This is a genomic window from uncultured Ferrovibrio sp. (assembly GCF_937960835.1).
Classification (GTDB): domain Bacteria; phylum Pseudomonadota; class Alphaproteobacteria; order Ferrovibrionales; family Ferrovibrionaceae; genus Ferrovibrio.
In genome coordinates, this window is record NZ_CALGPC010000009.1 from 20,796 (window position 1) to 46,683 (window position 25,888).

Sequence of the window (25,888 nt, forward strand, 5' to 3'; positions counted from 1 at the left end):
CTCACCTCAACGCGGCACGAGGAACTGCGACATCTGCTCCTCGTACCGACCGGTAAACAACACGCCTATGGCGCCCAGCGACAATCCCAGCATCACCAACGCGAAAGCGATCGTCGGCGCCTGCATGACGAAGAAGATCTGCAATGTCGGCATCAGACGATTGAGCAATCCGAGCGCGACGTTGAAAACGATGCCATAGACGATGAACGGTGCCGCCAGCTTGAGCCCCAACGCAAAGCTTCCAGCCACCATCTGGGTGGCAAGCTGGGCGAAATCGCCGAAGGATGGCGCCTGAGCCGGGGGAAACAGCCGGTAGCTGTCGTAAGCCGCCTGCAGGCCCAGCATATGCAGGTCCGTTACAAAAATCAGTGCCATCCCCATCGAAACCAGGGCGCTGGATATCAGCGCGCTTTGCGATCCCTGGTTCGGGTCGAAGAAGATGGCGGAAGCCAAGCCCGCCTGCATCGCAATCACGGTGCCAGCAACATGCAGGGCGGAAATCGCCAGGCGCGCCATCAGGCCAAGCGCCAGTCCGAAACCGACCTCGGTGACGACCAGAAACGCCATATGGAAGGGCTCGGCCGGCATCGGCGGCAGGGAGGGTCCGAGGACCGGCACGGTCAAGCCGGAAGTCAGCAAGGCGATGGCAAGCCGCGCACGCGACGATACCGAGCTTTCGCCGATGCCGGGCAGGATCATTATGGCGGCGCCAAGCCGGCAAAAGATCAGGATAAAGGCGTAGACATTGCCGGCGACGATGTCCTGGAGCACCGCCCTGCCCCGCTACTGCAAACCGGCGATGCGCTGGGCCAACTGTTCCATGAAGGCGATCATCGTGGTGATCATGAACGGCATGGCCACAATCAGGGTTCCGAAGATGGCAAGGATCTTCGGCACGAAGGTGAGCGTCGGCTCCTGCAATTGCGTGAGCGCCTGGATGAGCGAGATCGCGAGGCCGACCGCGAGGCTGACCAGCATCGCCGGGCCCGCTATCTTCAGCAGAACCCAAATGCCATCCCGCATAACATCTGTGACTTCGACGGCTGTCATCGATTCGCTCTCCGCCGTCGATAATAGCGTATTGACCGGCCATGCCCAATCAGATGGGCATGCGCATAATTTCCTGATACGCGGAGATCACCCGGTCACGGATCGTAACGACGGTATCAAGTGCCATTTCGGCATTGGTCACCGCAGTGACCACGTCGGTGACATCGGCCTTCCCAGCTACTGCCGCGGCGGAAACCGCTTCCGACTGGCGAGCCGCATCCACCGTATTCTGCAGGGCTTCCTGCAGCATGGTGCCAAATCCCTCGGCCGCCTTCGGCTTGGCGGCCTCGGCGCCGGGCATGCCGGCCATGCCCTGAAGCGGATTTCCAATGCGCAAATCGGCCATAACCTATCCTCTTGCCGTCAGTTCCGCAGCAGGTCGATCGTACGGGTGATCATCTGCTTCGCCGTATCCACCACGTTCAGGTTGGCTTCGTAGGTCCGCTGCGCTTCCCGCATGTCGGCCATCTCGATGACCGACTTCACGTTCGGCATCTTCACATAGCCGTCGGCATTGGCCGCAGGATGGCCCGGATCGTATTTCAGCTCGAAATCGGACCGGTCGTAGGTTGGCTTCTGCGCCCGCACCAGATTGGCGCCGGTGGCGCGGTCCAGCTCGGACTTGAAGCTGACCACCTTGCGGCGATACGGGTCGCCGCCGGGGGTTTTCGCCAGCGAGTCGGCATTGGCGAGATTTTCGGAGATGACGCGAAGACGGTCGCCCTGGGCACGCATGCCCGCGGCCGAAATCTTCATCGCGTTCTTCAATTCCATAACCTGCCTCCGTTACCCACCTGCAACCTTAACCGCCCTGCCGGCTGCCCAGCGCCTTGCGGAGCATGGTCACCTGCTTACGGTAAAGATTGGTCATCAAACTGTGATCGCCCTGGGTTTCGGCGACATTCATCATCTGCTGTTCGAGGTTGACGGCGTTGCCGTTCGGCGCCGTCTCGTAGGCCTCGGCGCTGCGTACGACCTTCCAATGATCGTTCTGGCGACCACCAAGGCCACGCAGATGCCCTGGCTCGGTCACCCGGGCGGTCAGGCCAAGCTGGCTGCCAGAGCCCCGGACCAGTTCGCCAAAGCTTACCTGCTTGAGATCCTTGGGCTTATAGCCCGGGGTATCGGCATTGGCGATGTTCTCGGCCAGCACGCGCTGCCGCTCGCCCAGCCAGTCCATGCGCTGGGTGATTGCCTTCAGCAAGCCGATACGGTTGAGATCCATGCCCATGCCCTGCCCGCCTGCCTCCAAGGCTCCAGACCTTTGGAGCCTTGCCATCGCGGGCCTTTACCAGTGGCTCGCAGATTGGCCCCCAGCCGTAAAGATTCGGTTAACCCGGGAGCGTGGTAGGATGCCCCGAACCGGATTTTAAGCCCGCCATGACCCGACCGACCGCCCCCAAACCGCCGCGCCAGAAGGCCGTGGCCCTACGCTACGACCCCGAGCGGGAGGAAGCGCCCCGCATCGTCGCCGGCGGCGAGGGTTTCATTGCCGAGCAGATCATCCGCATCGCCCTGGATCATGGCATCACCATCCGCCAGGACGCTGACCTGATCGAGATTCTGGACAAGCTCGAGATCGATGCCCTCATCCCGCTGGAAGCCTTTGCCGCGGTTGCCGAAATCCTCAGCTACATCTATCGCACGCAAGGCGATGCGCCGGCCGGGCTGGAGAAATCCAATCCAGCTTGACCCGACTCGGAGACGGCCACCAAAGTGGCGCATCCATAGGCATTGAGCATGAACGACATCGATTATTCCCAGATCGCCTTGGCCTTTGGCGGCCTCCTGGTTCTGCTCGGCCTGTTCTATTACGCCATGCGGGTGCTGAGCGGCTCGGGCCGCTTCGGCAAATGGCGGCAGGGCCAGCGGATCGGCGTCGTCGAAATGGCGCCGGTCGACGGATCGCGCCGCCTGGTGCTGGTGCGGCGCGACGATACCGAGCATCTGCTGCTGCTCAGCGGCGAGGGCGATCTGGTGATCGAGAGCGGCATTCCCGTCGAGCGGCGCGAGGCATTGGAGCCAGAATCCGGCGGCAGCTGGCCCAGCTTTCGTATACCGGGGCGCGATCGTGACGGGTAATATGATGGTTCGCTATTTCGCCGCCGCCGCGCTCGGCCTTCTGCTGCTGGCGGCGCCTGAAGCCTTTGCGCAATCGGTCACCATCGATCTGGGCGAAGGCGGCGGCACGCTGACCGGCCGCGTCATCCAGCTCATCGCACTCACCACTGTCCTGGCGCTGGCACCCTCGATCCTGATCGTCATCACCAGCTTCGTGCGCATCGTGGTCGTGCTGTCGATCCTGCGCAGCGCCATGGGTACGCAGACCACGCCGCCGAACAGCGTGCTGATCAGCCTCGCCCTGTTTCTGACATTCTTCATCATGCAACCCGCGCTGGAGCGGGCCTATAACGACGGCATCCAGCCGCTGATCCAGGAAAGCATCGACGAAAGCACGGCCTTCGACCGCGCCATGGCGCCGTTCCACGAATTCATGCGCGGTCAGGTGCGCGACAAGGACCTGGCGCTGTTTGCCGGCTTTGCCAATGTGCCGCCGCCGGAGACGCCGGAAGCGATCCCGCTGCGCATCCTGGTGCCCGCCTTCATGATCAGCGAACTGAAGCGCGCCTTCGAGATCGGCTTCCTGCTGTTTCTGCCTTTCATCGTTGTCGACATGGTGGTGGCGTCGGTGCTGATGTCGATGGGCATGATGATGCTGCCGCCCGTGATCATCTCACTGCCGTTCAAGCTGATCTTCTTCGTGCTGGTGGACGGCTGGAATCTCGTCTGCGCCGCGCTCGTCGAGAGCTTCCTCGGCGCCCGCTGATACCGCCTAGTTGATCGCACTCAGGCCGCCGCGGGCCACACGCTCGCGATACTGGCTCATGAAGGCTTCGTACTGCCCGATCTGCGCGATGGCCGCCGCCATTTCGCGCGGATCGCCCGCACCACGCTCAACCGTGCTGGCGACAGCAGTAAAAGTCGCCGCATCTGGCGTATCGCGGAAGGCCGCCTCGTATTTGCGCCGCAGATCGGTGAGCGCCGCAGCATCGTTGCTGAGCGAGTAAGCCACCGCGAGCTGCAGGATCAGCTTGCGTTCATCTGCGCTCAAAGGCGCCGGATCAGCATGGCGGTCGCCGATCAGCTGCCCCACCGTACGTGCGAAAGCAACCCAGTCCTTGGCGCGCCAATGCAGATCCGCGCGCAATCTTTGCGCTTCCCTGCCCTGCATCTGGCCAAGCAGGTTCTGCGCCTCGGCAAAACGGTCGAGATCGCCAAGCGCACGCGCTTCCAGCAGCCGGCGCTCCAGCGCAATGCCGGGGCTTAGGTTGGCCGCTTGCGTGTTCTGCAAGGATTTCAGCGCCGCATCCGGATTGCGGTCCAGCAGATAGACGACAGCAAGACGCGCGCCGGCTCTCGCCCGCTCTTCGCCGCGCAGGCGGTAGGTGATCTGATGCTCCAGCAGCTCGGCTGCGCGATTGAGCAGATCGACCGAAACCAGCCGGTCGGCCAGCTTGCCGATGATCTCGTCGCCCTCCGGTCCCGGCGGCGTCAATTCGCGATAATCGTAATAAAGTGCCAGTGCCGACAGCGGCGGCAGCGCCTGAGCGCCGCCATCGAGGAAGAGTTTGGCGAATTCGTCGCTCATCTGCTTGGTCAGCAGCGGCACTTCCGGCGATTTCGGGAAGTATTTGACGATCTGCCGGAAGGTGGTGATGCCGCCGCGCAGATCGCCGATGGAGAATTGCAGCTCGCCCAGGCGGCGCAGCAGATTGAATTCATATGGCCCGCCGCGCCAGGCAAAGCGCAACTGCTCCAGTCGCTCAATCGCCTGCTCGTTGTTGATCAGCTTGCGCGAGAGCAGAAGTTCGGTCTTGGCGAACTCAGCCAGGGCACGAGCGCGGCGATCGCCGCTGGCCGATGCCAGATCAAAATAACGGATGGCATCCTCTGGCCGGTTGGTTGCGTTGGCCAGAACGCCACGGACATAGTTACCCTCGGCCGCCTGCGCCCGCGTCAGTGTGTCTCCGCTCAGGGCGCGCAGCTCTTCCGTCGCCGCGGCAATATCGCCACCGGCCAGCCAGGCGCGTGCCATGGTCAAGCGGATGGGCGCTCGCAAATCCGGAGGGAACTTGGCAACCGCCGCTCCAGCCAAGGAGAAAGCGCGCCGCGCCGCCGGCCAATCGTCGCGTTCGGCAGCCAGCATGCCGCGATACGCGAGGATGTCGGGGTCATCGTCAAAGACCTTGGAATCGAGATCAGTGGCGGCTTCCGCCAGGCGACCCATGCGCAGATTGGCGATGCCGCGGAGCGCTCGATAAAGCTTGTCACGCTCCAGATCAGGCTGCTCGGCCCGCGCCTTGGCCAGCGTGCCCAACGTCTCAGGCTGCATGTCATTGGCGGCATAGAACTGCGCCAGCGCCAATCGTGCCGCCTGACGCTGGCCCGGTGAGGCCTGGGCGACGCGCCGCAGCAGGTTTTCCTCCTGCTCGCGATAGTTCTCGCCCTCGACTTTGCGCCACTCGTCGAATTGCAGAATCTCGGTCACGCCGCTGCGCGGATCGGCGCCGCGTGGCGCCGACAGCGACAGACCGTTGGGCGTGCCGATCTCCACCCCGCGCGGGAAGCGACGGACATCCAGATTGTCGGCATGCGGCTCAATGGCGAAGCCCTGGAAGCTTGGCAGCACGCTGAGTTCGATGAAATCACGCCGTCCCGGGACGCCACCATTGGCCCCGGCAAAAGGAACCACCGTGATCAGGTCGCCGGTATCGGGATCGGGAATCTGCAGATGCGGCGCCGGATCGTTAGCCGCGAAGAACAGTTTGGCGCCGCCATCGGCATCGAGTTGCCGGCGAACATCGACTTCCGGCGGCCCGCTGCGCTGCATCGGCTCCGCCTCGTCCGCGGCGCCGTCCTTAGGCAATAGCTGGTCGGGCTGGATGGTGTTGATGCCGATCTGCCATCCGGTATTGCGGCGCGTGAAGGTCGCCGTCGTGCCGCTCGGAACAGCCAAGCGCAGAACCGTTACCCCCGGCACCGGCAGTTGTTCGATGCCGTTGATCGCGCCACTCCAGTCCCGCGTGGTGATGGGACGCAGATCGACACTCGCGGCCCGGTCAAAGACCAGCCATAGAGCGCCGTTGCGCATGAAGGCTGCGGCGGCCACGGGCCGGGTCCAGGGGAAATTCAGCAAAGGTCCGGTGCGGCTGGAATCGACGCCCGGCACCAGCGGCTCGCCCGTGATCGGCCCGGTCGGCGGCGCGGGCATGAAGGTTCCCAGCGGCGCGGTTTCCACCGGCGTGGTCGGTGCGGCAGCGGGAACGCCGGCCTGCGGCGTCCGCGCAATTGTTGGCGGCAGGGTTACGGTCTGTTGCGATGGTTGCGGCGTGGGCTGCTTTGCCGCCTCTGGCTTGGCAGTCTCTGACTTTGGCGCCTCAGGCTTTGCCGGGGGCTGGGCGCTGGGCTGCGGCTTGGGGGCTTCAGCGGTCTTGGCTGGTGCCGGTGCGGGTTGATTGGCCGCAGTCTGATTGGCTGGCGGCGCGGCCGGCTTCTTCTCCGCCGTCGTGGCTTCGGCCGGCTGCGAGACGTCGAGCACAATCTTGGCGCCATCGCGCCACGACTTCACCGTCGCGCCTTCAGGAATGTCGAAGCTGACAACGCTGGAGCCGTTCTCGATACGGGTGGCCAGATTGGCGATGCCGCGCGGCGGGAATTTTGGCAGCCGACCCAAATCCACCGGTGTTGCCCGCTCGAAGCGTACCGTGGCGCTTTTGGCCTCGGTGACGACGTTGAAGTCGATGCGTTCCGGCCAGTCGAATACCAGCCGGGTATAGGTCGGATGTTCACCCGCGCGCAGACGAACCGGCGCCGCCGGATCGGCAGCCGGATTCAGAACGGGACGGGCTGGCTGGGCAGCGGCAGGTGCCGGTGATTGAGAGGCCGATGGCTGCGGCGCAGGCGTTTGCAGCAGCGGCGTTTGCGGAGTGGGCGCACCGTCGCTACCAGCACCGAGCGGCGGCGTATTGGCCTGCGGCACCGGCTGGGCATGGCCAAGCGGCGGCGACAGCCCCAGCATTCCGGCCAAAGCCAGGCCGGCCAGGCCGGTACTCAGGCCGGTGCGGCGGAGGCGCCTTGTGGCTGCCGTCCTAGGCGGTGTGCGGCTGTCTGTCATACTCCCTGCTGCTCAACTGTCGGAATCGCGCCGCCACAGTACATCCTCAGGCACGATTATAGGAGTGTGGCAGGATAACGCGATATGGTTAAAAGACTGTTTTTCGGGCCGAATTAGCCTTTTCGCTGCGCCAAAGCGTCCGCCTGGACCGACGTCAGCAGGCTTTGCAGCCGCCCGGCGTCGAAAGGCTTCACCAGATAGCCGTCCACGCCCAGGCGCTTGGCCGCAATGACGTCGTCTGGCCGCGCCTCGGCGGTGATCATGATGAAGGGCGTTCTGGCATTGGCCGGATCGCTGCGGACGGCCCGCAGGAATGCCAATCCGTCCATCGGCTCCATGTTCCAACCGGAAAGGATCACGGCATAGCGCCGGCGCCGTAGCAGGGTGAATGCGGGGACCGGATCGCCGACCGTATCGACGTCGTGAAAGCCGATCTGCCGCAATTGCTTGGCGATGATCATCTGCATGGTGCGATGATCGTCGACGACCAATACCCGCCCAGCGTTTGTGATCGGTGATGCCATGCCCGGTTAGAAACGACACGCGAGCAATGGCTGCCGCAGGCTAGCCGAAAAGATTCAGCAAATAGCTTTGCGGACCGCCCGTACTTTCGCTGCTCTTGAAGGTCAGATAACGGACGACCAGCTTTTCGATCGCGGCCTGGTCATTCTTGACCGACTGGAGGTCAAACCGCTTTTCGACCGCAGTTACCTGCGCGTCGACATCCTGATAAGCGATCTGCTTGGGCAGCTGATTGGCGACGGTAATCACCTCGCGCAGCACGGAATCGGCCAGCACCTGCACCGTCTTGCTGGCTTTCGGCAGGCGGCGCTCAAATTCCAGCGCGGCGCGCACACCGGGCGCCTGCTCGTCCAGATAACGCTCGTAAGACAGCCGCTCAAATCGCGTGGCCAGCTCTTCCAGCATGACCGGCGTCTTAAGCTTCTCCACGCCGACATGCTTGTAGGCGATGGCGTTCGCAAGCTCCTGGAAGCGGGGATCCTGGAAGCGGTTGGCGAGCGAGTCCGGGTCGCTCATATCGCTTTCGATGATCTTGCGAATCTTGCCTGGATACTGCGCTTCGCTTTCAAGGTCGAAAGCCGACAGAATGAACTTGAAAAGCCGGTAATTCTTGAACAGATCGTCCAGCGACGTGATGTCCTTGATGTTGTCGCGGAAATACTCGATCTCGGCCTGCACCTTCCTGCTCTGGCGAAAGCGCTGGAACTCGTCGCTATCGTATTCGTAGTAGCTTTTGGGCGGCGGCGCCGCTTCCTCCTTCAACAGCGTCTTCTGCTGCGTCTTGGTGTATTGGCTGGCGTCCTGGGTAGCAATGCGGGCTGTCGCGACGACCTTGCCGTTGCCATCAAGAGCCGCATTGCCAGACGCATCGAGCACCACGCCGCGCAGCTTGGCCAGACCGGCCGGCAGCGCAGCCACATGGCTGCCATCGTTGACAAGATTGCCCTCGCCGTCCACGCCGACGACATTGCCGTTGACGTCCAGCAGCGGTCCGGATGCGGCGAAATTGTACCGCATGGCGAGCTCCAGCTCCTGCGGACTGCCCTTCATGGCGGCGGAATTCGGATCGCTCAGATCACTCATCAGCACGTCGCGCAGATGCTGACGATTGTATTCGTAGACATCGCCAAACCCGTTGGCATAGGCCAGGACGCGCAGGAAACGATCGTCGTTGATAAGCTCTTCAACGGTGGTGGCGGTCGCAGCGCGATTCTGGAAATAGATCGCCTCGCTTTCGATCCGGGCATTCTCCATCATGTATTGTTTGTTGCGCAGACGGACGGTGGCGTTATTGAACTCGCGCAGCGCTTCCTTCGCGCGGTCCTCGCTTGCGGCGGCCTCCTGCTTCTGCCTGTTTTCTTCAGCGACTCTCTGCAACTTCTTGTACATCGCCATCGGGGAGATGGTCCCCGTGCTGGACGCACCGTTGCTGCTGAGCAGAATGCTGAGATCGATGGACATCCTCTTTGCCCGCCTCCTGCGGCACTGACGGAGCCCGACATCCCGGCTTCTCCGGGCGACGTCGAAAGCGCCTTATACTACCATGAGGCGCTACGACTGCAATAGGAGTCTAATCAGATCAAGTGGTTAACAGGTATTAACCGCCCTGCTGCGGGCGTGCGGGCGTTCCGGTGGCCGTCGCTGGAGCTGCTGCGGCAGCCGCAGTGCCGCCATTGCCGGCTTGCGCGGCATTCCCCTGCATGGCCGGCGCCTGCATGGCTGAAGCCGGCGCGGCAGGGCCGAGAGCCTTCGCGGCTGGAGCCTGGCGCTGCAATTCCGCCTCGGTGCCAGCGCGCAGATTGGGCGGAATCTGCTTGCGGGTAGCCAGGCGCACGGTAATGTCCTGCGCTGCCTGCGGGCTCATATCCGCCAGCACTGCGGCGAGCTTGGCCTCCTTCATCCGCTCGGCGACGCCAAGCAGGACATTCGGTTCCAGGCTTTCGAAGATGCGCGCGGCATCCTTCGGCTTCATATTCTCATAGACCTTCACCAGCCCTTGCAGGTTCTTCTCCTCCTGCTGATCGTATTGCTGCACGATCTGCTTGATGCTGGCTTCGAGCTTCTTCAGTTCAGCAATGCGGTCGTCCAGCCGCTTTTCCGCTGCGGCAAGCAGGCTTTCACGCAGATCGATCTCGCGGGCGCGCTGCTCCAGCTGCTCGCGGCGCTGCGCCAGATTGGCCAGCAGCTCGATCTCGGCGCGGGTAAAGGTGGTGGGATCGCGGTTGGCGAGCGACTGAACCGACGAGGACGGCGCGGCGGGCGCGGCACTTGGCTGACTGGCCTGCGTAGGCGAAGCTGCGGGCGCCGTTGCCTGAGCCGGGGGCGTGATTTGCGCCGGGGCTTGAGCGGCTTGAGGTGCAGCGGCCGGCGTGGCTGCTGCGGGTGTCGGCGGCGTTAACTGGGTCGGCTGGCCGGTGGCCTGCGGGCCTTGCTGCTGCTGCGCGCCGGCGGGCGTGACAAACAGTTCCAGCCGCCCCTGCCAGAAGGCGCCGATCTTCAGGCCCAGCAGCAAGGCGACGGCCAGAATGGTCAGCGGCAGAATGCGAACACGGCCGCCGACGCGACCGCGTATTTTTTTCGAAGAGGCAGTCTTCCTGGCTGTCGTCTGGGCGGCAGTCTGTTGAGGAGCAGCGGGCGCCGGTGTCATCGCGCCTGCCTCAATGCCATCAGCAATTCACGCTCCGCTTCCGAACGGGGCTCCAGCTTGAAGTCGCGGCCACGCTGCTCCGCCGCCGGCTTGCGGGCGGTGAACGGCATCACCGGCGCTTTCGGCGGCTCGGCTGCGCGCTGCTCCGACGCTGCAGCAGATTGCGGCCGCGGTGCAGTCGCACGCGAGCTGGAGGCTTCGCTAGCCAGACGGTCCGCCAGACGATCGGCAGTTTCGATCATGAAGCCAAGTTCGTCGCGCAACGCCTTGGCCTGCTTCATCCGCTCCTCATGGGCGGTATCGGCAGCGGCCGAGGCGGTCTTGAGTTCGTTCATTCCCTGGCGCGCCTTGGCGAGCGCCCGGTCGAAATCGGCGATCAGGCGCCGCATCTCGTCCTGATTGGCGCGCAGATTGCCCAAGCGGCGGTTCAGCACCAGCGAGATGCTGAGCGTGATCAGCAGCAGGACCGCGACGACGATTTCGACAACCAGGGTCAAAGTCATCACACACCTCCAAGGTGCTTGAGGGTCCGGTCAACCTTCACGGCGATATTGTTGCCCATGCGGCCCATACGGCCTTCGACCATCGGCACACCGCCGCAGCGCATCAGCACCGTCGATTCCGGCGTGGCGTTAAACATCACCGTCTTGCCGACTTCCAGGTTCATGACCTGGCCGAGTGTCATCACCTGTTCGTCCAGAACGGCTTCGATTTCGACATCCGTCGACCACAGCTCGGTAGCCAAGTGGTTTTCCCAGATCGAGTCACGGCCGAATTTCTCGCCCATGAACATCTGGAGCAGCAGTTCGCGAACCGGCTCCAAAGTCGCATAGGGCAGCAGCAGTTCCAGACGGCCACCGCGATCCTCCATGTCGACGCGCAGGCGGGCAAGAATTGCCGCGTTGGCCGGGCGTGCAATGGTGGCGAAGCGCGGGTTGGTCTCAATACGGTCGTAAGAGAAATTGACCGGCGCCAGCGGCTCAAAGGCGGCGCGCATGTCGTCGAGCACCACGTTGACCATGCGCTCGACCAGATTGCGCTCGATGGTCGTGTAGGGACGGCCTTCGATACGCATCGCCGCGGTGCCGCGGCGGCCGCCCAGCAGCACGTCGACGATGGAGTAGATCAGCGAACTATCGACAGTCAGCAGTCCGTAGTTATCCCATTCCACGGCGCGGAAAACGCTCAGGATCGCCGGCAGCGGAATCGAGTTCAGGTAATCGCCGAAGCGGATCGAAGTGATGTTGTCGAGCGAGACTTCGACGTTGTCGGACGTGAAGTTGCGCAGGGAGGTCGTCATCAGACGCACAAGGCGGTCGAACACCACCTCGAGCATCGGCAGACGCTCGTAAGACACGAGCGCGCTGTTGATGATCGCACGGATACCAGCCTTATCGGCATCGTCCTCGACGCTGGCATCGAAGCCAAGTAGACTGTCGATCTCATCCTGATTCAGGATGCGCGTGGACGCGTTATCGTCATCCCCACCCGGGGTTGCCCATTCCGCGGCGCTGTCTTCCGGATTATCCGCCATGACCGCCTCGTTCCACTACTCTGCTACTGAATCAACATCTCTTTGAACAATACGTCATTGATCTTGATCGGGGCGACTGCCTGATTGACACGGATCAGCAGCTCTTCCTTCAGCCGGTACAGACCGGCCGACCCGACCAGATCGTCCGGACGCAGTTCACGGAGATAGATCTGGAAATTGTCGATGACCCGCGGCAGCAGCTCGTTCAGCTTCGGCGTTGCCAGCGGGTCGTTATGCTCAAGCGCCACCTTCAGCTTCAGATAAGAAGCCTGACGCCCGGAAGAATTCAGATTCACCAGAATATCGGGGAGATCGTAGAAGACCGTGACCTTCGGAGCCTCGGGGACGACTTCCGCCTCTTCCGGCTCCGAAGCGAACAGGAAGTAATAGGCGGCACCGCCGCCGCCCACGAGCAGCAGCAAGGCCACACCGACGATGATGAAGATCATCGCCCGCTTGCCGCGTTTCTTAGTCGTACCTTCCTGGCCTTCGAGCTCGTCGCCCAAGCCTTCGGTTTCGTCACTCATGCCTGCCGCATCCCCGGGACCCTGGTCCGCTGATCGATGCCATTCCTAAGCCTCCACAGTTAACACTTTGTCACTGCCCGGCAGTTTTTGCCGGGTGCAACGAGCAGAAATCCGGTCAACTTCTGCCCATCGGCCGATTAACCAAAAAATTTCCCCGAAATTCCGCCAAATTTTCTGTTGGCACGCCGCCTGCAACAGTCCGGGCAGCAACGGCTAACCGCGAGTTTGGAGCCATGGAGAATACGACCTACATCGGCCTGTCCCGCCTCTCGACCATGCGTCGCGAGATGGACGTGATCGCCAACAATTTGGCGAACATGAACTCCAACGCCTACAAGGGCGAGCGGGTGATGTTCGAGGAGTATCTTAAAGGCGCGAACCAGCGCGAAAAGATGAGCTTTGTCAATGACTTCGGTGTTCTGCGCGATTTCCGCGCAGGCAAGCTGGAGCAGACGGGCAACAGCCTCGACCTCGCCATCAACGGCCCCGGCTACCTCACCGTCGACACCCCCCAGGGCCGTCGCTACACCCGTGATGGCCATCTTCGACTCGACGCCGACCGCCGCCTGGTGACCTCCGGCGGCCATCCGGTGCTGGATAATCGCGGCCGCGAGATCGTCTTTCCCGAAGACGGCGGCGCGCCTTCCATCTCGGCCGACGGCACCATCACCGTAGGCGAGCAGCAGCTTGGCAAGATCGACCTTGTCACCTTCGACAATGAACAGGAACTGCGCAAGACGGCCCAGGGCCTTTACGCCACCGCGCAGGAGCCGGTGATCGCGCCGGCCAATTCCACTCTGGTGCAGGGCATGCTCGAGGCTTCGAATGTCGAGCCGATCGTGGAGATGACCAACATGATCGAGCTGCTGCGTCAGTATCAAAGCACCCAAACCATGCTGGAAAGCGAGCACGAGCGCGTGCGCAACGCGATCCAGCGACTGGGCCGGCAGGCCTAACCGACAGACGGATTAGACGAGGAGATTGAACATGCGTTCTCTCAGCACCGGCGCCACCGGCATGATGGCCCAGCAGCTCAATGTCGAGGTCATCTCGAACAACATCGCCAACATGAGCACGACGGCGTTCAAGCGCCAGCGTGCCGAGTTCCAGGACCTGCTCTATCAGAACCTGCGCCGTCCGGGTGCCACCTCTTCGGACGCCAACACGATCGTGCCTTCGGGCATCCAGATCGGCGTCGGTGTGCGGGCGGCGGGCGTCTATCGCATCCACGAGCAGGGCAACATGATGTCGACCGGCAACACCTACGATCTCGCCATCAACGGCAAGGGCTTCTTCCAGATCACCCTGCCCTCGGGCGAGACGGCCTATACCCGAGCCGGTTCGTTCCAGCTCGACGATCAGGGCCAGATCGTTACCGTCGACGGCTATCAGCTGCAGCCTGGTATCACCGTGCCGCAGGGCGCGCTGTCGGTCAGCATTGACGCCACCGGCATCGTCGAAGCCCGCATCGCCGGCCAGGTGCAGGCCCAGCAGCTGGGCCAGATCCAGCTTGCCACCTTCATCAATGAGGCCGGCCTGGAAGCCCTGGGCGACAACCTTTTCCTCGAGACGGCAGCTTCGGGCCAGCCGACGGTCGGCAATCCGAATGCCGCCGGCTTCGGCACCCTGCGCCAGGGCTATCTCGAAACCTCGAACGTCAACCCGGTGCAGGAGATCACCAACCTGATCACCGCCCAGCGCGCCTATGAAATGAATTCGAAGGTGATCACCGCCTCCGACGAAATGTTGCAGGCGACCACGCGCCTGCGGTGATGCTCTGATCTTACTGGGGAATTTCGTCATGACTTCGCTTCGCGCTCTTCTTCTGGCCGGTATCGCCGCCGCTACCCTGCTCCAGCCCGTCGCCGTGCCTGTGCTTGCGCAGGAAAAGGTGGCGAGCGTGGCCGCGGGCCGCATCATCACCGAACGCGAAATCGCGAAGCGCATGGCCGAGCTGGTGCAGCAGCGCAACGGCGGCAAGCCGGTGGAGATCAGCTTCCACGGCAGCGGCAACGAGATCGAAGTGCCCGCCACCTCTCCCGCCGTTCTGCAGGTGGAAAGCTTCTCCTACGATTCCCGCAGCGGCCGCTTTTACGCCGCGGTATCTGCGCCCGGTGCCAGCAGCATGAAGGTCAGCGGCCGCGCCCAGTCGGTCGAAGCCATTCCAGTGCTGAAGAACCGCGTTGCGCCGGGTGAGACCATCTCGCGCAACGACATCGAATGGATGCAGGTCCCGGCCGGCCGCTACAGCAGCGGTTATATCGATCAGATCAACGACCTGGTCGGACAGACGCCGCGCCGTACCCTGCAGATTGGCATGCCGATCCGCGTCAGCGACATCAGCAAGCCCGAGGCCGTCAGCAAGAATAACCTGATCACCATGATCGCGCAGGCGCCGGGCATGATGATCACCACCACCGGCCGCGCCCTCGAAGGCGGCAGCGTCGGCGACGTGATCCAGGTGATGAACCTGCAGAGCAAGAAAATTATCCAGGCGACCATCACCGGCCCCAACCAGGTGCAGGTCGTCACCGCGCCCCGCGTGATCGCGGCGGCCAACTGAATGACGTCGTAAGCAAAAGGATTACCGCCATGATCCGCTTCTCTTCCTCTCTCCGCCTCATCGCCATGGCTGGATTGGCTTTGTCGCTGGGCGCCTGCGGCAATCTCAGCCGGCTGGGTGACATCGGCCAGCCGCCGCAGATGAGCAAGATCGACAATCCCACCGAAATGCGCGATTACCGCCCGGTCAGCATGCCGATGCCGGCACCGGAAGTAACCCCGCGCCACGCCAATTCGCTGTGGAGGCCCGGCGCGCGCCAGTTCTTCAAGGACCCGCGTGCGACCCGCGTGGGCGACATTCTGACCGTCAATATTGACATCCAGGATCGCGCGCAGGTGCAGAACAACACCTCGACCTCGCGCAGCAACAGCGAAGAAGCGGGCATCCCGAACTTCCTTGGCATCGAAACCGGCGCCCTGTCGCGCATCTTCCGCGGCTCCAACAACGAAAACCTGGTGGGCGTGAATTCGGGCTCGCAGGTTCAGGGCCAGGGCCAGATCAACCGTCAGGAACAGATCAACGTCAGCGTTGCCGCGCTGGTCACGCAGGTCCTGCCGAACGGCAATCTCGTCGTCCAAGGCCGACAGGAGATCCGCGTGAACAACGAAATCCGCGAGCTGATCATCCAGGGTCTGGTACGGCCCGAGGACATCACGGCGACCAACACGATCAACCACACCCAGATGGCCGAGGCGCGGATCGCCTACGGCGGCCGCGGTCAGCTGACCGACGTGCAGCAGGCGCGCTGGGGGCAGCAGATCTACGACATCATCTTCCCGTTCTGAGCAACCAGGGAAACGTCGCCCTCGCCCAAGTCTGGGCACGCCAGAAAGCGCGTCAGGACCGTAGAAGACGGACCGCGGCAAGAAAGCCAGGGGCACTTAACGCAAAAGGCCGGTCAGAAGACCGGCCTTTTCGTCGTTTAGACGTCGTATTCGGATCAAAGATCGTCGCGATGGGTACGCTCGCGGCGCTCGTGGCGCTCCTGCGCTTCGATCGAGAGCGTCGCGATCGGACGGGCTTCCAGGCGCTTGAGCGAGATCGGCTCGCCGGTCTCTTCGCAATAGCCGTAGGAGCCGTCCTCGATCCGCTTCAGCGCGGCATCAATCTTGGCGATCAATTTGCGCTGACGATCCCGGGTCCGCAATTCAAGCGCGCGATCTGTCTCGGTGGATGCGCGGTCTGCGATATCCGGTTCCTGAGTGGTATCCTCCTGCAGGTGCTGCAGGGTCTGATTGGATTCCCTCAAAATTTCTTCTTTCCAAGCCAGCAGCTTGCGGCGGAAATATTCCTTCATGCGCGGATTCATGAAGGGTTCATTCTCAGTCGGCCGATAATTCGCCTTCAATTGGATTCCCATGTATGACCCTCCGGGGTGCCGCGACGACTCCGGAACCCCCGGCCGCGGCGCGCGGAGTATATGAATCGGCCCGGCTCGGGGCAAGGCTGGAGAATCGCCCGGAAGCCTTTGATTTATTGAAAAAAATGTGAAACAGCCGCTATTCTACAGGCCGAGTTTGGCCAATTCTACTTCGCAACGCAGCTCGATTTCGGCCAGCAGTTCGGCCTGCTGGGGATCTTCCACCGTCATTTTCTCGTTTCGCAGCTGCTGCGCCAGCATACGGAGCCGGTCGGCCGGGATCCGTCCCTCCAGCAGGCCGTGGCGGATTTCGTCCAACCGGTCGAGCAGGGTGGAACCGCGCTGGAAGGCCCGCTGGCGGTTCTTCTTGGCTCCTGTCCAATCATCGGCCGCCTGCACCGCCAAAATTGTGTCCAGGGCCGTTGTCGGCGCCGCCTGACTGACCTGCCCCGTCGGCTTCTCCGCACCTTTCAATAGGCTGGAAAAGCTCGGACCGCCGGTGGCGGCAGAGTCGGACGTGCGTTTCGCAACCCCGGGCTTAATGCTGCCGGGACCGCCGATCTTGTTGATGCTCATGGAATTTGGGCGACCTTGTCTCGCGCGTATGGTGCCCGATATGGGGCGCCGGGTAAAGCCGGCAAATTTTGCCGTATCGCCGCAGGCAGATTTTAAAATTACCCAATAAAATCAATAAAGTGATTGCTGGCACGGAACTCGCATCCTTCCCTGCGAGGGCGGGCAGCTTTGCCGCCCCAGGAGTTGAAGGAAACCGCGATGAATACTTGCTTCGCACAAGCCCTGCCGATCCGCCGCCTGATCGCGGCCATGGCACTGATCCTGATCCTCGGCGTCTCCGCTGCAGCTCAGGCCGCGTCGCGCATCAAGGATGTGGCTGATTTCGAAGGTATTCGCGACAACCTCCTGGTTGGCTACGGCCTGGTGGTGGGTCTGGACGGCACCGGCGACAGCCTCACCAATGCACCTTTCACCCGCCAGAGCCTGCAAGCGATGCTGGAGCGCTTCGGCGTCAACATCCGCGATGCCGGCACTTTCCGCACGAACAATATTGCCGCCGTGATGGTCACCGCCGTTCTGCCGCCCTTTGCCCGTCATGGCAGCCGCATCGACGTGACCGTCTCCACCATGGGCGACGCCAAGAGCCTGCAGGGCGGCACCCTGCTGGTCACCCCGCTGCTTGGTGCTGACGGCGAAGTCTATGGCGTGGCCCAGGGCGCCGTCGCCATCAGTGGCTTCCGCGCCCAGGGCGCCGCCGCCCAGATCACCCGCGGCGTGCCCACCTCGGGCCGCATTGCCAATGGCGCCATCGTCGAGCGCGAGGTCGGCTTCGAGCTGGCGTCACTGCCGGTGCTGCGGCTGGCTTTGCGCAATCCTGACCTCACCACGGCGCGCCGCATCAGCCAGGCAATCTCCACCTTCGCGGGCGTGCCCACTGCGCGTGCGCTCGATCCCAGCACCGTGCATATCGATATCCCCGAGCGCTGGCGCAACGACATCATCGGCTTCATGACCGGCATCGAGCAGTTGCAGATCGAAGCCGACCAGATGGCCCGCGTCGTCATCGACGAGCGTTCCGGCACCATCGTGATGGGCCCGAATGTGCGCATCGACACCGTTGCCATAGCCCAGGGTCAACTGACCGTCCGCATCACCGAGATGCCGCAGGTCTCGCAGCCGCTGCCCTTCTCGCCGGGCGCGACCGCCGTGCCGGGCATCGCAGGCACTTCGGCCGCCACCGGCCAGGTGCAGGTGCCGCGGATCGGCCCTGACGGCCAGCCGGTGCGCGATGCCCAGGGCAATTTCGTCTTCGACACCATTACCCAGGCGGTGCCCGGCACCGGCACGCCGACCATTCCTGGCGGCGCCGTGGGCGGCGCCCAGACGGTGGTGGTGCCGCGCACCGACATCCAGGTCGACGATCAGGCCGAGCGTCGCATGGGCATCCTGCCGCGTGGCGTGTCGCTGCAGGAACTGGTGGATGGTCTCAACGCGCTGGGCGTCGGTCCGCGCGACATGATCACCATCCTGCAGGCGATCAAGGCCGCCGGTGCGCTGCAGGCCGAAATCCAGGTGATGTAAGGAGCTCTGTCATGACTGCTGCTGCTCTCCTCACTACGCCCGCCGTCAACAGCTATGCGATCAGCCAGGCGCAGGCCCAGCGCGCCCGCATCGATCATGCCGGCATGACGGACGACAAGGCCCGCAAGACCGCCGTCGATTTCGAAAGCTTCTTCCTGACCCAGATGTTGGAATTCATGTCGGCCGGCTTGAAAACCGATGGCCCCTTCAGTGGCGGCCATGCCGAAGCGACCTGGCGCTCCTTCCTCAACGACCAATATGGCCGTGAGATGGGTAAGGGACGCGGCATCGGTATCGCCGACATGGTCTACACCCAGATTCTCAAGCTGCAGGAGGCGATGTCGTAATGGCCAACGCTCAACTGAAACGCCAACCTCTCTCGCCGCGCGCGGCGCAGCGGCTCGGGATTCCGACCGGACCGCGAATGGTTGACAATCATGGGGTGGGTGCGGTTCCGCCCACCATCGCCGAGCTGACCGATCTGGTCATGCAGCTGAAAGACCTGATGCAGGACGAAATCGAAACGCTGGAGCGTTACGATTACAACAAGCTGCCGCAACTGACCGAGAAGAAGCGGATTATCGCTGGCCTGCTGCGCGAACGCCAGATGGTGCTGAAGGAACATCCAGATGCCTTGAAGGACGCGCCTGAGGCGGAGCGCAAAGCATTCGAGGCCCTGCTCGGCGAGATGCAGAGCGTTGGCAAGCGTAATGAACTCGTGGTGCGGACGGCGCGCGATTCCAACCAGATCCTGCTGGACGCCGTCATCCGCGGGGCGACCAAGCAAAGCCAACTGGGCACCGGTTATGGCCGCACGGGGGCGATGACGGCGCTGACCGCAAATTACGCCGCAAGGCAGCCGGTCTCTCTTTTCAACAACGAGCGTTGCTGAGTTAAGTAGACAAATGTGAAAGAGGCGGCTGGACAGGCCGCTTCATTGCTTTCTGCCCCAGTTCGGCGAGCTCTATTCCGACGGAACCGGACGCATCGGCCGCGAGGTGTCGCGTGTACCGCTACCCGGGAGGCCGCCATTGCTCTGACCGGCACCCGGAGCGGTCCCTGGACTGGCGCGGTTCGGTGTCGCCTCGGCCGGGTCTTCCCAAGGCGGCATGGATTTGAGTGCATCCTTGGTTACCGACGACACCACCACGAGATCGCTGCCTTCACTGCTGAAGCGAAGCTGTTCCCAGGGCAGAGCCACTTTACGGTCGCCTACACCCAAGAAACCGCCTACAGAGACGATAATGGCGTTGACCTTGCCCTCGGTGCTGACCAGCACTTCCGACACATCGCCGATCTTCTCGTTGCCCGGCCCCTTCACGTCGGCGCCAATAAGTTTATTGCCCTTCACCTCGGCTGTGCCGGTGCCGGGCACCGATGTCATGGTATCGGATCGCGCGGCCGGCATTCGATCTTGCCCAGTGGTGGTTCCGGCACCTTGAGCGATGGCCCTGTCTGCAAGTGATGGCAAGGCAAGTAAACCGAGAGCGAAAACGATAGCGAGAGTGCGCTTCATGGCTCTTCTCCTTCGTTAGTCTGTTCCTTCGTTAGTCTGTCGAGGACGATCCATGCGGCAGCGGCTTCCATGTCCACAGCCAGGTATACGGATCGTCTTCATGATATGGGGCGGGTACTTTTTCCCGCCGCAGGCACGGCCTGATCAAAGGGCGACGTTTTTGTGATTTTTTGCAGGGGCTCACCTGGAGGTGGTGCTGCCTGAAGCCATGCAGAATTGATCGAAGTCAACCTGCGTTGGACCAAGCCGTGGTCAATTATCTGCGGACACAATCACTGGAAGGCACCATGGTCAGCCCCTATGAACTTGTCAGCCGGCATGTCGCAGCCGCCCTTGAGGAAGCCGCTTCGCATGCGATTCCGCCAGAGACGATTGCCAGCAATCTGATCGGCGAGGCCGTCCGCATTCTGAAACAGCATCGCAGGCTGGACGATATCCGCTCGGAGCTGAATTTCGTCATCGATAATCTGGAAGATCGCGATTACGAATTCATGCGCCCTTGAGCGCTAGATCTCCGCTGCTGGGTCGCTCACGACCTCGAATGGCCGCTCAGGCTTCGTGGCCGCAACGGACACGCCGGTCATGTCGATCTCGCCCACCAACGGCAGATGATCGGACGCCATGATGGCCAGCGGTGTGCGATGTACCCGCAACTCGATCAGATTCTGGTTGGGGATGGTCCATAGCCGGTCCAGCGACATCAGCGGGCGGCGCGCGGGGAAGCTGCGCAGCTTAGGCAGCGGCCGCGGCGCTCCGATCTGATGGAGCACCGAACGTTCCGGTCCGAAGACGTTGAAATCGCCCATCAGCACGGTCAGCGGCATAGGCCGTTCATCGAGCAGCGACGAGATGATGCCGATCTGTTGACGTCGGTCGCGCGGCAGCAGACCCAGATGGGTGCAGATCACGCGAAGCTCCCCGTAGGGCGTATCCACCACTGCGTCTATGGCGCTGCGCGGCTCCAGGCGGCTGACCGTCAGATTGATGGGCTCGGCTTCGCGGATTCCGCCTTTCGCCAGCAGGGCGTTGCCAAACTGAACCCGGCGCCGGCGCAGGTTCAGACCGGTAACGGCATGCATCCCGAGCTTGCGCTCGAAGTACTGGACTTGCTCGCCCTCCTCCACCATGTAGCCGCCGACTTCCTGCAGGGCGATGATATCGGCGTCGATTTCCTCCAACACACGCAAAACGCGGACTGGATCGTATTTACGATCGCCGCCAACGCAGGAATGAATGTTGTAGGTGGCCACGCGCAGCGTCTGCATCTTGGGTCACCTTGCTTTCGCGTCCGAGATCATGTGCTTGCCCTGCAGACGGGACAATGAGCGTTCCGGCTGGCTCGTCACCCGATGCTGGACTTCATCGGCGAGGAATATCAGCAGGCCGGCACCTAATGGGACGAAATAGTAGATCGCCCGGAACAATACGACCCCGGAGAGCACCTTACCGTCGGTGAGTGCGGTGGTGACGATATACTCCAGCACCCCCCAGCCTCCCGGTACATGGCCAATCACCGCAGATAGGTCACCTCCCAGATACAACATCGCGACCACCGGGTAATCCTGGTCGGTGAAATTGCGCAGCGCAATGTAGAGGACGCCGACGATGCAAAGCAGATTCAGACTGCTCACGACCACCTGGCCCAGAGCAAGACGCAGCGATGGCAAGCGAAGCCGGTGGCTGCGGAACTTCAACGGCCGCCGCAGGATGGCACAAAGCGCAATATAGACCGCCAGATAAACAAGCGCGCCAGCACCGATGCCACGAACCATCGTTGGCGACACGCCTAACAAAGGGGCGAGGAAATCGCCACGCCAAAGCAAAGCCGTTCCTCCAATGGCCGCGAACCCGGCGGCAACGCTCAGGCCAGAGAAGAGAATGATCGTGCCGACGTTGACCAAGGAAAGGCCGGCACGGCTGTACATGCGGTAGCGGACGGCGCCGCTGCTCAAAGCTGCAAGACCAATGGTGCGGCCGATCCCGATGGCCGCCAGCGCCGTCATGACGACGCGGCGGATCGGAACCGGTTTGCGAACATACAGAACAGCAAAGAATTCCAGCACCGCCACGCAACCATAGCTGATGGCCGTAAAAAGCAGTGCGAGACCGATATCGCTGGCCTTTACCGAAGACAGGACGGCGACAACCTCGCCGAAATCGTTTTTCTGGAAGACCCGGTAGAGCAGGAAAATGCCGATGCCGACTGCTGCAAGACCGAGCGCCGTGAAGAGCGTGCGCCGATTCATAAAAGTCTAACGCCGCAGCCATTTCCGGGTTCCATCGGAACAGAAACCGGGTTTTGGGGTTTACTCTCTGTTCTGATCAGGCCATTCACCCGCAATGACATACCATCGCCGCGATTCCGGCAGGTCGAAGTCCGGAGGCGCAACGCCGCCAGCCCGCTGGAAGCAGACATTATCCGCCGGCCGCAACTGCTGGCGGATTCCGGCCTCATCCCGTCTTTCCTTTCTGATCGATGCCAAGGCCTACTTCGACGCTGTGGTGGCAGCGATGGAGAAGGCAGAACGCCGGATCATCATCGTTGGCTGGGACTTCGATAGCCGGATCATGCTGCGGCCAGACCGCGAGGGAGCAGCGAAGCTGCAGCTTGGGACCTTCCTGCGCAATCTGGTGGAGGCCCGCCCCGGACTTGAAATCTATGTCCTGATCTGGAGCTCATCGTTGTTCTATGGCCGCAGTGGAGAGGCACTACTTCCGCTGGGCCGCATCTGGTGGTGCCATCCGCGCATCAAATTCAGACTGGATAGCCATCATCCGGCCGGGGCCAGTCACCATCAGAAAATCGTCACGGTGGATGACCGGCTCGCCTTTGTCGGAGGCATGGACCTGACTGAGGGACGCTGGGATGACATGCGGCATGCGCCAGAGAATCCGTACCGCCGCACGTCCTCCGGCAAACAGCACGATGCTACACACGACGTCCAGGTGGCTTTCGATGGCCCTGCTGCCGGCGCAATAACCGAGATCGCCATGGAGCGCTGGAAATATGCGACCGGCGAAGAGCTGGGCGCTATCGGCCCGACGAAAGACGTCTGGCCGGCCGATCTAGAGCCGGCAGTGCGCGACCATCCGGTGGCGATTGCACGAACCCAGCCCCCCCACAACGATCAGCCAGCCATACGAGAGGTTGCTGCGCTGAACATGGACATGCTGGCGGCCGCCAGTAAATCGATTTACATCGAGGCGCAATACTTCGCCCTGCCCGATGTAGCGGAGGTGCTTGCGCAGGGGCTGCAGGTACCACAAGGTCCGGAAGTCATCATTGTCATGAGCGGCGGGCCGCAAGGCATGTTCGAGCGCTATGTCATGGCAGAGAACCGCGACCGCATGCTGACTCTGTTGCGTCGTTCCGACCGCTTCGGCCGCCTGCGGGCTTTCTATCCGATCTGGAACCGGAAGCCGCCCTACCGGATCAAGGTGCACAGCAAGCTCATCATCGTCGATGATCGCATTCTTCGGATCGGATCGTCCAACCTGAATGCACGATCCCTAGGCCTTGATACGGAATGCGATATCGCACTCGAGGCCGAACATGACGGGGCCAGCGAGGCGATCGCGGTACTGCGCGATATGCTGCTGGCGGAGCATCTCGGCACCACACGAGAAGAGGTTACGGCGATGCAATTGAAACATCGCTCCCTCGTCCTCGCGATCGACGAGCTCAATGGCACGGCCCCGCGCCAGCTGGCGACCCCTCAATTAGAGGGCGTGAAAGAAGCTACTCCGATGCCTGGCACCGAATTGCTCGATCCTCGAAGGCCATTAAGCTGGCGCTATGTATGGCGGTGGCTGACCTCATCCGATTGAGACACCAGCATCAGCCGCCGCTAATACCTTCGATAACCTTACCGGTACCACCGCAATTCGGGCAGGCTGTCGCGCCGAGTTTTCCGATGCCGCGGCATTGCGGGCAAATATTCTCCCCGGTCGCCGGCGTACCGGGCGGCGCGACATCGCCAGGATGCATCAGATTGTCGGGAGGCGGACGTGGCGCTCCGGAGCGGGACGCTCGCTGCGGCCATCCGGTTTTAGCTGGGGTATGTTCGGTCATCTGGGCCTCATTGGACTCAACAGGACTCGCGACCCAACCCTTCAACCGAATACGCGTTCCACCCCAAAAGGACCGCTCTAGGCCTTTACCTCCAAATCCTGCGGAGCCTGCAAGGCGTTGTAGCGGGTGTTCGCCAGTATATCGATCACTTCCTCGTCGCTGGTCTGGGTGAAATCCTCATAAGCGTCACCCACAGCCCGGAAGCCATCTGGGGTTGAGATGCAGACGATATCGTCGGCTGCTGTCTTGAGTTCTTCCAGACAGGCCGGCGCGGCGACCGGCACCGCCAAGACCAGACGGGCCGGGGTACTGCGAGCAAGCGCCAGCAGCGCCGCTCTTACCGTGGCGCCTGTGGCAATGCCGTCATCCACGACAATGATGGTACGGCCGCTGATATCCAGAGCCATACGTCCTCCGTGATAAAGAAGACGCCTGCGCTCGATCTCGGCGAACTGCCTCTTTTCCTCTGATTTGATATATTCCTCTCCGATCCCAAGCTTTTGCACGATCTGTTCGTTCAACACCACCTGCGGGTTGGCACCATCAACGACGGCGCCAATGGCAAGTTCCGGATGGGCGGGCGCGCCGATCTTGCGCACCAGCAAAACATCCAGCGGCGCCTCCAGCGCCTTCGAAACCTCATAGCCGACAGGCACACCGCCTCGCGGCAGCGCTAGAACAACAGGCTTTTGATCGAGATAACGGGAGAGCAAGGCGGAGAGTTGGCGGCCGGCATCACGCCGGTTACCGAAGCGATGGTCGGCTTCTTCCATGGTCGGCTTTCCTTTTACTGCAGAAGGCTTGCCGGAACGGCAATCTGTCCTCCCTGATACAGTCGGGAAAAGGGCATTCTGTTCATTCGGACTGCCCGGTCCCTTCCTGTTCACCGATCAGAGCAAGGTCCGGGACCGAAATGATATCCGAAACTTGGCTATTATTAGGCGATGAACGTCGGCCGCCTATTCGACCATCGCGGCGCAAAAATAATGGCCGGAAAGCGTTCTTTCCGGCCATCAACAAACGATGAATTACTGTCGGGCAACGTATACCCGCCTGTGTGAGGGGTCACCCCACGCTGCGCCGCGCGTTCAGCAGACGGACAGAACTGGCCTGCGGGCCCATCGGGCCTTCGGCCGCCGATCGGATGACCTGAACTACGGTTCCGACCTGGATTTCATCAAAGTCGCCGCCGGTCACGACGTTGCGGGTGAAGTACAGATCGGCCGAATCCTTCACCTCGATGAAGCCGTAATCCTGCTCGGGGAACAGCCGGACCACGACGCCGGTATCGAACGTGCCCTCGTGCTGCTTAACGTCACCGCGCCGAACATCCGCGGCTTCTTCAAGCTGGCGCTGAACGGAGTCGAACACTTTGTTGATAATCACCGTCTGATCGGACTTCATGTCGTGACGATTTTCCGTACCCTTGGCCACGATCTTGCTGCGGCCCGGGACTTCTACCTCGACGGTGATGCCGATCGGCTGCTTGGCGCTGCTGGGGCTACGGTGAGGAATCTCCACTACCACACGGCAGCCGATGATGTGGCTATGAAAGCGCTCCAGGCGGTCCACCCGTTCGCGGATCAAGTTCTCGATGAACTCGGAACTGTCCATATCCTTGAAAGCGATCTGCAGTGGCTTATCCATTCCTTACCTCCGCGCACAGCCCAAACAAGAAACACACTCACTATGATTCAGGTGCGGTTCAAACGCCATGTTTCAAGTGGTCAGGCGAAATTTCACGACAATTTCGCCGTCCCCATGCGGCAGTCAAACCGCAGCCGACCGCTTTTTCCTCAGGGCTAAGCGGTACGCCGTACCAATG

At 62.2% G+C, this 25,888-nt stretch carries 31 protein-coding genes; 12 read left to right on the forward strand and 19 right to left on the reverse strand.

The genetic code is table 11. From position 1 onward, the window contains the following. Positions 1–6: 6 nt before the first annotated feature. Genes Q0603_RS08405 through flgB form a run of 5 tightly spaced genes read right to left on the reverse strand, consistent with a single transcriptional unit; the run spans position 7 to position 2,275 of the window. Positions 7–771, reverse strand: coding sequence for a flagellar biosynthetic protein FliR (locus Q0603_RS08405; RefSeq protein WP_298724557.1), 765 nt, complete (start codon positions 769–771; stop codon positions 7–9). Between the two features lie 12 nt (positions 772–783). Next, positions 784–1,050, reverse strand: a complete 267-nt coding sequence (gene fliQ / locus Q0603_RS08410) for a flagellar biosynthesis protein FliQ (protein WP_298724559.1) — start codon at positions 1,048–1,050, stop codon at positions 784–786. A 49-nt stretch (positions 1,051–1,099) separates the two neighbouring features. Then, entirely contained in the window at positions 1,100–1,396 is a 297-nt protein-coding gene (gene fliE, locus Q0603_RS08415; protein ID WP_298724561.1) for a flagellar hook-basal body complex protein FliE, read from the reverse strand. Positions 1,397–1,413: 17 nt separating this feature from the next. Further along, the gene (gene flgC / locus Q0603_RS08420; RefSeq protein ID WP_298724563.1) at positions 1,414–1,824 is read right to left on the reverse strand and encodes a flagellar basal body rod protein FlgC; all 411 of its coding nucleotides are present in this window, start codon (positions 1,822–1,824) and stop codon (positions 1,414–1,416) included. 28 nt (positions 1,825–1,852) lie between these two features. Beyond that, positions 1,853–2,275: a flagellar basal body rod protein FlgB gene (gene flgB, locus Q0603_RS08425; RefSeq protein ID WP_298724565.1), complete on the reverse strand. Its 423-nt coding sequence runs from the start codon at positions 2,273–2,275 to the stop codon at positions 1,853–1,855. A gap of 155 nt (positions 2,276–2,430) precedes the next feature. On the opposite strand from flgB, the gene Q0603_RS08430 reads away from it, so the two are divergent. The 3 genes from Q0603_RS08430 to fliP are packed head-to-tail and all read left to right on the forward strand — an operon-like array spanning position 2,431 to position 3,877. Further along, positions 2,431–2,742, forward strand: a complete 312-nt coding sequence (locus Q0603_RS08430) for an EscU/YscU/HrcU family type III secretion system export apparatus switch protein (RefSeq protein ID WP_298724567.1) — start codon at positions 2,431–2,433, stop codon at positions 2,740–2,742. A 48-nt stretch (positions 2,743–2,790) separates the two neighbouring features. After that, positions 2,791–3,132, forward strand: coding sequence for a flagellar biosynthetic protein FliO (locus Q0603_RS08435; protein WP_298724569.1), 342 nt, complete (start codon positions 2,791–2,793; stop codon positions 3,130–3,132). Position 3,133: 1 nt separating this feature from the next. Next, entirely contained in the window at positions 3,134–3,877 is a 744-nt protein-coding gene (gene fliP / locus Q0603_RS08440) for a flagellar type III secretion system pore protein FliP (protein WP_298724571.1), read from the forward strand. A 6-nt stretch (positions 3,878–3,883) separates the two neighbouring features. On the opposite strand, the gene Q0603_RS08445 is transcribed toward fliP, so the two are convergent. The 7 genes from Q0603_RS08445 to Q0603_RS08475 all read right to left on the reverse strand — a co-directional run bounded on the left by Q0603_RS08445 (position 3,884) and on the right by Q0603_RS08475 (position 12,455). Further along, positions 3,884–7,225, reverse strand: coding sequence for a hypothetical protein (locus Q0603_RS08445; RefSeq protein ID WP_298724573.1), 3,342 nt, complete (start codon positions 7,223–7,225; stop codon positions 3,884–3,886). Between the two features lie 113 nt (positions 7,226–7,338). After that, a complete protein-coding gene (locus Q0603_RS08450) occupies positions 7,339–7,749 on the reverse strand; it encodes a response regulator (RefSeq protein WP_298724575.1) in 411 nt (136 codons plus the stop codon). 40 nt (positions 7,750–7,789) lie between these two features. Beyond that, positions 7,790–9,208, reverse strand: coding sequence for a DUF1217 domain-containing protein (locus tag Q0603_RS08455; protein ID WP_298724577.1), 1,419 nt, complete (start codon positions 9,206–9,208; stop codon positions 7,790–7,792). 136 nt (positions 9,209–9,344) lie between these two features. Further along, positions 9,345–10,394 (reverse strand): hypothetical protein, encoded by a 1,050-nt coding sequence (locus tag Q0603_RS08460; RefSeq protein ID WP_298724579.1) that lies wholly within the window; start codon positions 10,392–10,394, stop codon positions 9,345–9,347. Continuing rightward, positions 10,391–10,897: a DUF6468 domain-containing protein gene (locus Q0603_RS08465; protein ID WP_298724581.1), complete on the reverse strand. Its 507-nt coding sequence runs from the start codon at positions 10,895–10,897 to the stop codon at positions 10,391–10,393. The genes Q0603_RS08460 and Q0603_RS08465 overlap by 4 nt, the downstream gene beginning before the upstream one ends. Then, complete coding sequence (fliM, locus tag Q0603_RS08470; RefSeq protein WP_298724584.1) at positions 10,897–11,928, reverse strand: flagellar motor switch protein FliM; 1,032 nt, start codon at positions 11,926–11,928, stop codon at positions 10,897–10,899. The genes Q0603_RS08465 and fliM overlap by 1 nt, the downstream gene beginning before the upstream one ends. Positions 11,929–11,951: 23 nt before the next feature. Continuing rightward, the gene (locus Q0603_RS08475) at positions 11,952–12,455 is read right to left on the reverse strand and encodes a flagellar basal body-associated FliL family protein (RefSeq protein ID WP_298724586.1); all 504 of its coding nucleotides are present in this window, start codon (positions 12,453–12,455) and stop codon (positions 11,952–11,954) included. A gap of 233 nt (positions 12,456–12,688) precedes the next feature. On the opposite strand from Q0603_RS08475, the gene flgF reads away from it, so the two are divergent. Genes flgF through flgH form a run of 4 tightly spaced genes read left to right on the forward strand, consistent with a single transcriptional unit; the run spans position 12,689 to position 15,803 of the window. Further along, positions 12,689–13,411, forward strand: a complete 723-nt coding sequence (gene flgF, locus Q0603_RS08480) for a flagellar basal-body rod protein FlgF (RefSeq protein WP_298724588.1) — start codon at positions 12,689–12,691, stop codon at positions 13,409–13,411. A gap of 31 nt (positions 13,412–13,442) precedes the next feature. Next, positions 13,443–14,228, forward strand: a complete 786-nt coding sequence (gene flgG, locus Q0603_RS08485; protein WP_298724590.1) for a flagellar basal-body rod protein FlgG — start codon at positions 13,443–13,445, stop codon at positions 14,226–14,228. 28 nt (positions 14,229–14,256) lie between these two features. Next, positions 14,257–15,018, forward strand: coding sequence for a flagellar basal body P-ring formation chaperone FlgA (flgA, locus tag Q0603_RS08490; protein ID WP_298724592.1), 762 nt, complete (start codon positions 14,257–14,259; stop codon positions 15,016–15,018). 29 nt (positions 15,019–15,047) lie between these two features. Beyond that, positions 15,048–15,803: a flagellar basal body L-ring protein FlgH gene (flgH, locus tag Q0603_RS08495; RefSeq protein WP_298724593.1), complete on the forward strand. Its 756-nt coding sequence runs from the start codon at positions 15,048–15,050 to the stop codon at positions 15,801–15,803. Positions 15,804–15,958: 155 nt separating this feature from the next. On the opposite strand, the gene dksA is transcribed toward flgH, so the two are convergent. Together dksA and Q0603_RS08505 are read right to left on the reverse strand one after the other, a co-directional pair. Next, on the reverse strand, positions 15,959–16,378 hold the full coding sequence (gene dksA, locus Q0603_RS08500) for an RNA polymerase-binding protein DksA (protein ID WP_298724595.1): 420 nt from the start codon (positions 16,376–16,378) through the stop codon (positions 15,959–15,961). Between the two features lie 144 nt (positions 16,379–16,522). After that, positions 16,523–16,954, reverse strand: coding sequence for a flagellar assembly protein FliX (locus tag Q0603_RS08505; RefSeq protein ID WP_298724597.1), 432 nt, complete (start codon positions 16,952–16,954; stop codon positions 16,523–16,525). A 249-nt stretch (positions 16,955–17,203) separates the two neighbouring features. On the opposite strand from Q0603_RS08505, the gene Q0603_RS08510 reads away from it, so the two are divergent. The 3 genes from Q0603_RS08510 to Q0603_RS08520 all read left to right on the forward strand — a co-directional run bounded on the left by Q0603_RS08510 (position 17,204) and on the right by Q0603_RS08520 (position 19,367). Next, positions 17,204–18,475 (forward strand): flagellar basal body P-ring protein FlgI, encoded by a 1,272-nt coding sequence (locus Q0603_RS08510; protein WP_298725152.1) that lies wholly within the window; start codon positions 17,204–17,206, stop codon positions 18,473–18,475. A gap of 11 nt (positions 18,476–18,486) precedes the next feature. Further along, positions 18,487–18,822 (forward strand): rod-binding protein, encoded by a 336-nt coding sequence (locus Q0603_RS08515; RefSeq protein ID WP_298724599.1) that lies wholly within the window; start codon positions 18,487–18,489, stop codon positions 18,820–18,822. A gap of 77 nt (positions 18,823–18,899) precedes the next feature. Beyond that, positions 18,900–19,367: a hypothetical protein gene (locus Q0603_RS08520; RefSeq protein WP_298724601.1), complete on the forward strand. Its 468-nt coding sequence runs from the start codon at positions 18,900–18,902 to the stop codon at positions 19,365–19,367. 72 nt (positions 19,368–19,439) lie between these two features. Here Q0603_RS08520 and Q0603_RS08525 read toward each other — a convergent pair whose 3' ends face one another. Next, the gene (locus tag Q0603_RS08525; protein ID WP_298724603.1) at positions 19,440–19,991 is read right to left on the reverse strand and encodes a PRC-barrel domain-containing protein; all 552 of its coding nucleotides are present in this window, start codon (positions 19,989–19,991) and stop codon (positions 19,440–19,442) included. A 248-nt stretch (positions 19,992–20,239) separates the two neighbouring features. Between Q0603_RS08525 and Q0603_RS08530 the strand changes: the two genes are divergently transcribed. Continuing rightward, positions 20,240–20,494 carry a hypothetical protein gene (locus tag Q0603_RS08530; RefSeq protein WP_298724605.1) on the forward strand — a complete coding sequence of 85 codons (255 nt, stop codon included), beginning with the start codon at positions 20,240–20,242 and terminating at the stop codon, positions 20,492–20,494. Positions 20,495–20,497: 3 nt separating this feature from the next. Here Q0603_RS08530 and Q0603_RS08535 read toward each other — a convergent pair whose 3' ends face one another. Then, entirely contained in the window at positions 20,498–21,256 is a 759-nt protein-coding gene (locus Q0603_RS08535; protein ID WP_298724607.1) for an endonuclease/exonuclease/phosphatase family protein, read from the reverse strand. Between the two features lie 6 nt (positions 21,257–21,262). After that, positions 21,263–22,237, reverse strand: coding sequence for a YbhN family protein (locus Q0603_RS08540; protein WP_298724609.1), 975 nt, complete (start codon positions 22,235–22,237; stop codon positions 21,263–21,265). 265 nt (positions 22,238–22,502) lie between these two features. On the opposite strand from Q0603_RS08540, the gene Q0603_RS08545 reads away from it, so the two are divergent. Continuing rightward, positions 22,503–23,819, forward strand: coding sequence for a phospholipase D-like domain-containing protein (locus tag Q0603_RS08545; protein ID WP_298724611.1), 1,317 nt, complete (start codon positions 22,503–22,505; stop codon positions 23,817–23,819). Positions 23,820–24,140: 321 nt separating this feature from the next. Here Q0603_RS08545 and Q0603_RS08550 read toward each other — a convergent pair whose 3' ends face one another. Together Q0603_RS08550 and Q0603_RS08555 are read right to left on the reverse strand one after the other, a co-directional pair. Continuing rightward, positions 24,141–24,836: a phosphoribosyltransferase gene (locus tag Q0603_RS08550; RefSeq protein ID WP_298724613.1), complete on the reverse strand. Its 696-nt coding sequence runs from the start codon at positions 24,834–24,836 to the stop codon at positions 24,141–24,143. A gap of 292 nt (positions 24,837–25,128) precedes the next feature. Then, positions 25,129–25,710, reverse strand: coding sequence for an HPF/RaiA family ribosome-associated protein (locus Q0603_RS08555; RefSeq protein WP_298724615.1), 582 nt, complete (start codon positions 25,708–25,710; stop codon positions 25,129–25,131). Positions 25,711–25,888 lie beyond the last annotated feature (178 nt).

Bases quoted from the DNA above. Each gene is read 5' to 3' on its own strand.
- fliQ (WP_298724559.1), bottom strand. From the start codon at position 1,050: ATGACAGCCGTCGAAGTCACAGATGTTATGCGGGATGGCATTTGGGTT.
- fliE (WP_298724561.1), bottom strand. From the start codon at position 1,396: ATGGCCGATTTGCGCATTGGAAATCCGCTTCAGGGCATGGCCGGCATG.
- flgC (WP_298724563.1), bottom strand. From the start codon at position 1,824: ATGGAATTGAAGAACGCGATGAAGATTTCGGCCGCGGGCATGCGTGCC.
- flgB (WP_298724565.1), bottom strand. From the start codon at position 2,275: ATGGATCTCAACCGTATCGGCTTGCTGAAGGCAATCACCCAGCGCATG.
- Q0603_RS08430 (WP_298724567.1), top strand. From the start codon at position 2,431: ATGACCCGACCGACCGCCCCCAAACCGCCGCGCCAGAAGGCCGTGGCC.
- Q0603_RS08435 (WP_298724569.1), top strand. From the start codon at position 2,791: ATGAACGACATCGATTATTCCCAGATCGCCTTGGCCTTTGGCGGCCTC.
- fliP (WP_298724571.1), top strand. From the start codon at position 3,134: ATGATGGTTCGCTATTTCGCCGCCGCCGCGCTCGGCCTTCTGCTGCTG.
- Q0603_RS08445 (WP_298724573.1), bottom strand. From the start codon at position 7,225: ATGACAGACAGCCGCACACCGCCTAGGACGGCAGCCACAAGGCGCCTC.
- Q0603_RS08450 (WP_298724575.1), bottom strand. From the start codon at position 7,749: ATGGCATCACCGATCACAAACGCTGGGCGGGTATTGGTCGTCGACGAT.
- Q0603_RS08455 (WP_298724577.1), bottom strand. From the start codon at position 9,208: ATGTCCATCGATCTCAGCATTCTGCTCAGCAGCAACGGTGCGTCCAGC.
- Q0603_RS08460 (WP_298724579.1), bottom strand. From the start codon at position 10,394: ATGACACCGGCGCCCGCTGCTCCTCAACAGACTGCCGCCCAGACGACA.
- Q0603_RS08465 (WP_298724581.1), bottom strand. From the start codon at position 10,897: ATGACTTTGACCCTGGTTGTCGAAATCGTCGTCGCGGTCCTGCTGCTG.
- fliM (WP_298724584.1), bottom strand. From the start codon at position 11,928: ATGGCGGATAATCCGGAAGACAGCGCCGCGGAATGGGCAACCCCGGGT.
- Q0603_RS08475 (WP_298724586.1), bottom strand. From the start codon at position 12,455: ATGAGTGACGAAACCGAAGGCTTGGGCGACGAGCTCGAAGGCCAGGAA.
- flgF (WP_298724588.1), top strand. From the start codon at position 12,689: ATGGAGAATACGACCTACATCGGCCTGTCCCGCCTCTCGACCATGCGT.
- flgG (WP_298724590.1), top strand. From the start codon at position 13,443: ATGCGTTCTCTCAGCACCGGCGCCACCGGCATGATGGCCCAGCAGCTC.
- flgA (WP_298724592.1), top strand. From the start codon at position 14,257: ATGACTTCGCTTCGCGCTCTTCTTCTGGCCGGTATCGCCGCCGCTACC.
- flgH (WP_298724593.1), top strand. From the start codon at position 15,048: ATGATCCGCTTCTCTTCCTCTCTCCGCCTCATCGCCATGGCTGGATTG.
- dksA (WP_298724595.1), bottom strand. From the start codon at position 16,378: ATGGGAATCCAATTGAAGGCGAATTATCGGCCGACTGAGAATGAACCC.
- Q0603_RS08505 (WP_298724597.1), bottom strand. From the start codon at position 16,954: ATGAGCATCAACAAGATCGGCGGTCCCGGCAGCATTAAGCCCGGGGTT.
- Q0603_RS08510 (WP_298725152.1), top strand. From the start codon at position 17,204: ATGGCACTGATCCTGATCCTCGGCGTCTCCGCTGCAGCTCAGGCCGCG.
- Q0603_RS08515 (WP_298724599.1), top strand. From the start codon at position 18,487: ATGACTGCTGCTGCTCTCCTCACTACGCCCGCCGTCAACAGCTATGCG.
- Q0603_RS08520 (WP_298724601.1), top strand. From the start codon at position 18,900: ATGGTTGACAATCATGGGGTGGGTGCGGTTCCGCCCACCATCGCCGAG.
- Q0603_RS08525 (WP_298724603.1), bottom strand. From the start codon at position 19,991: ATGAAGCGCACTCTCGCTATCGTTTTCGCTCTCGGTTTACTTGCCTTG.
- Q0603_RS08535 (WP_298724607.1), bottom strand. From the start codon at position 21,256: ATGCAGACGCTGCGCGTGGCCACCTACAACATTCATTCCTGCGTTGGC.
- Q0603_RS08540 (WP_298724609.1), bottom strand. From the start codon at position 22,237: ATGAATCGGCGCACGCTCTTCACGGCGCTCGGTCTTGCAGCAGTCGGC.
- Q0603_RS08545 (WP_298724611.1), top strand. From the start codon at position 22,503: ATGGAGAAGGCAGAACGCCGGATCATCATCGTTGGCTGGGACTTCGAT.
- Q0603_RS08550 (WP_298724613.1), bottom strand. From the start codon at position 24,836: ATGGAAGAAGCCGACCATCGCTTCGGTAACCGGCGTGATGCCGGCCGC.
- Q0603_RS08555 (WP_298724615.1), bottom strand. From the start codon at position 25,710: ATGGATAAGCCACTGCAGATCGCTTTCAAGGATATGGACAGTTCCGAG.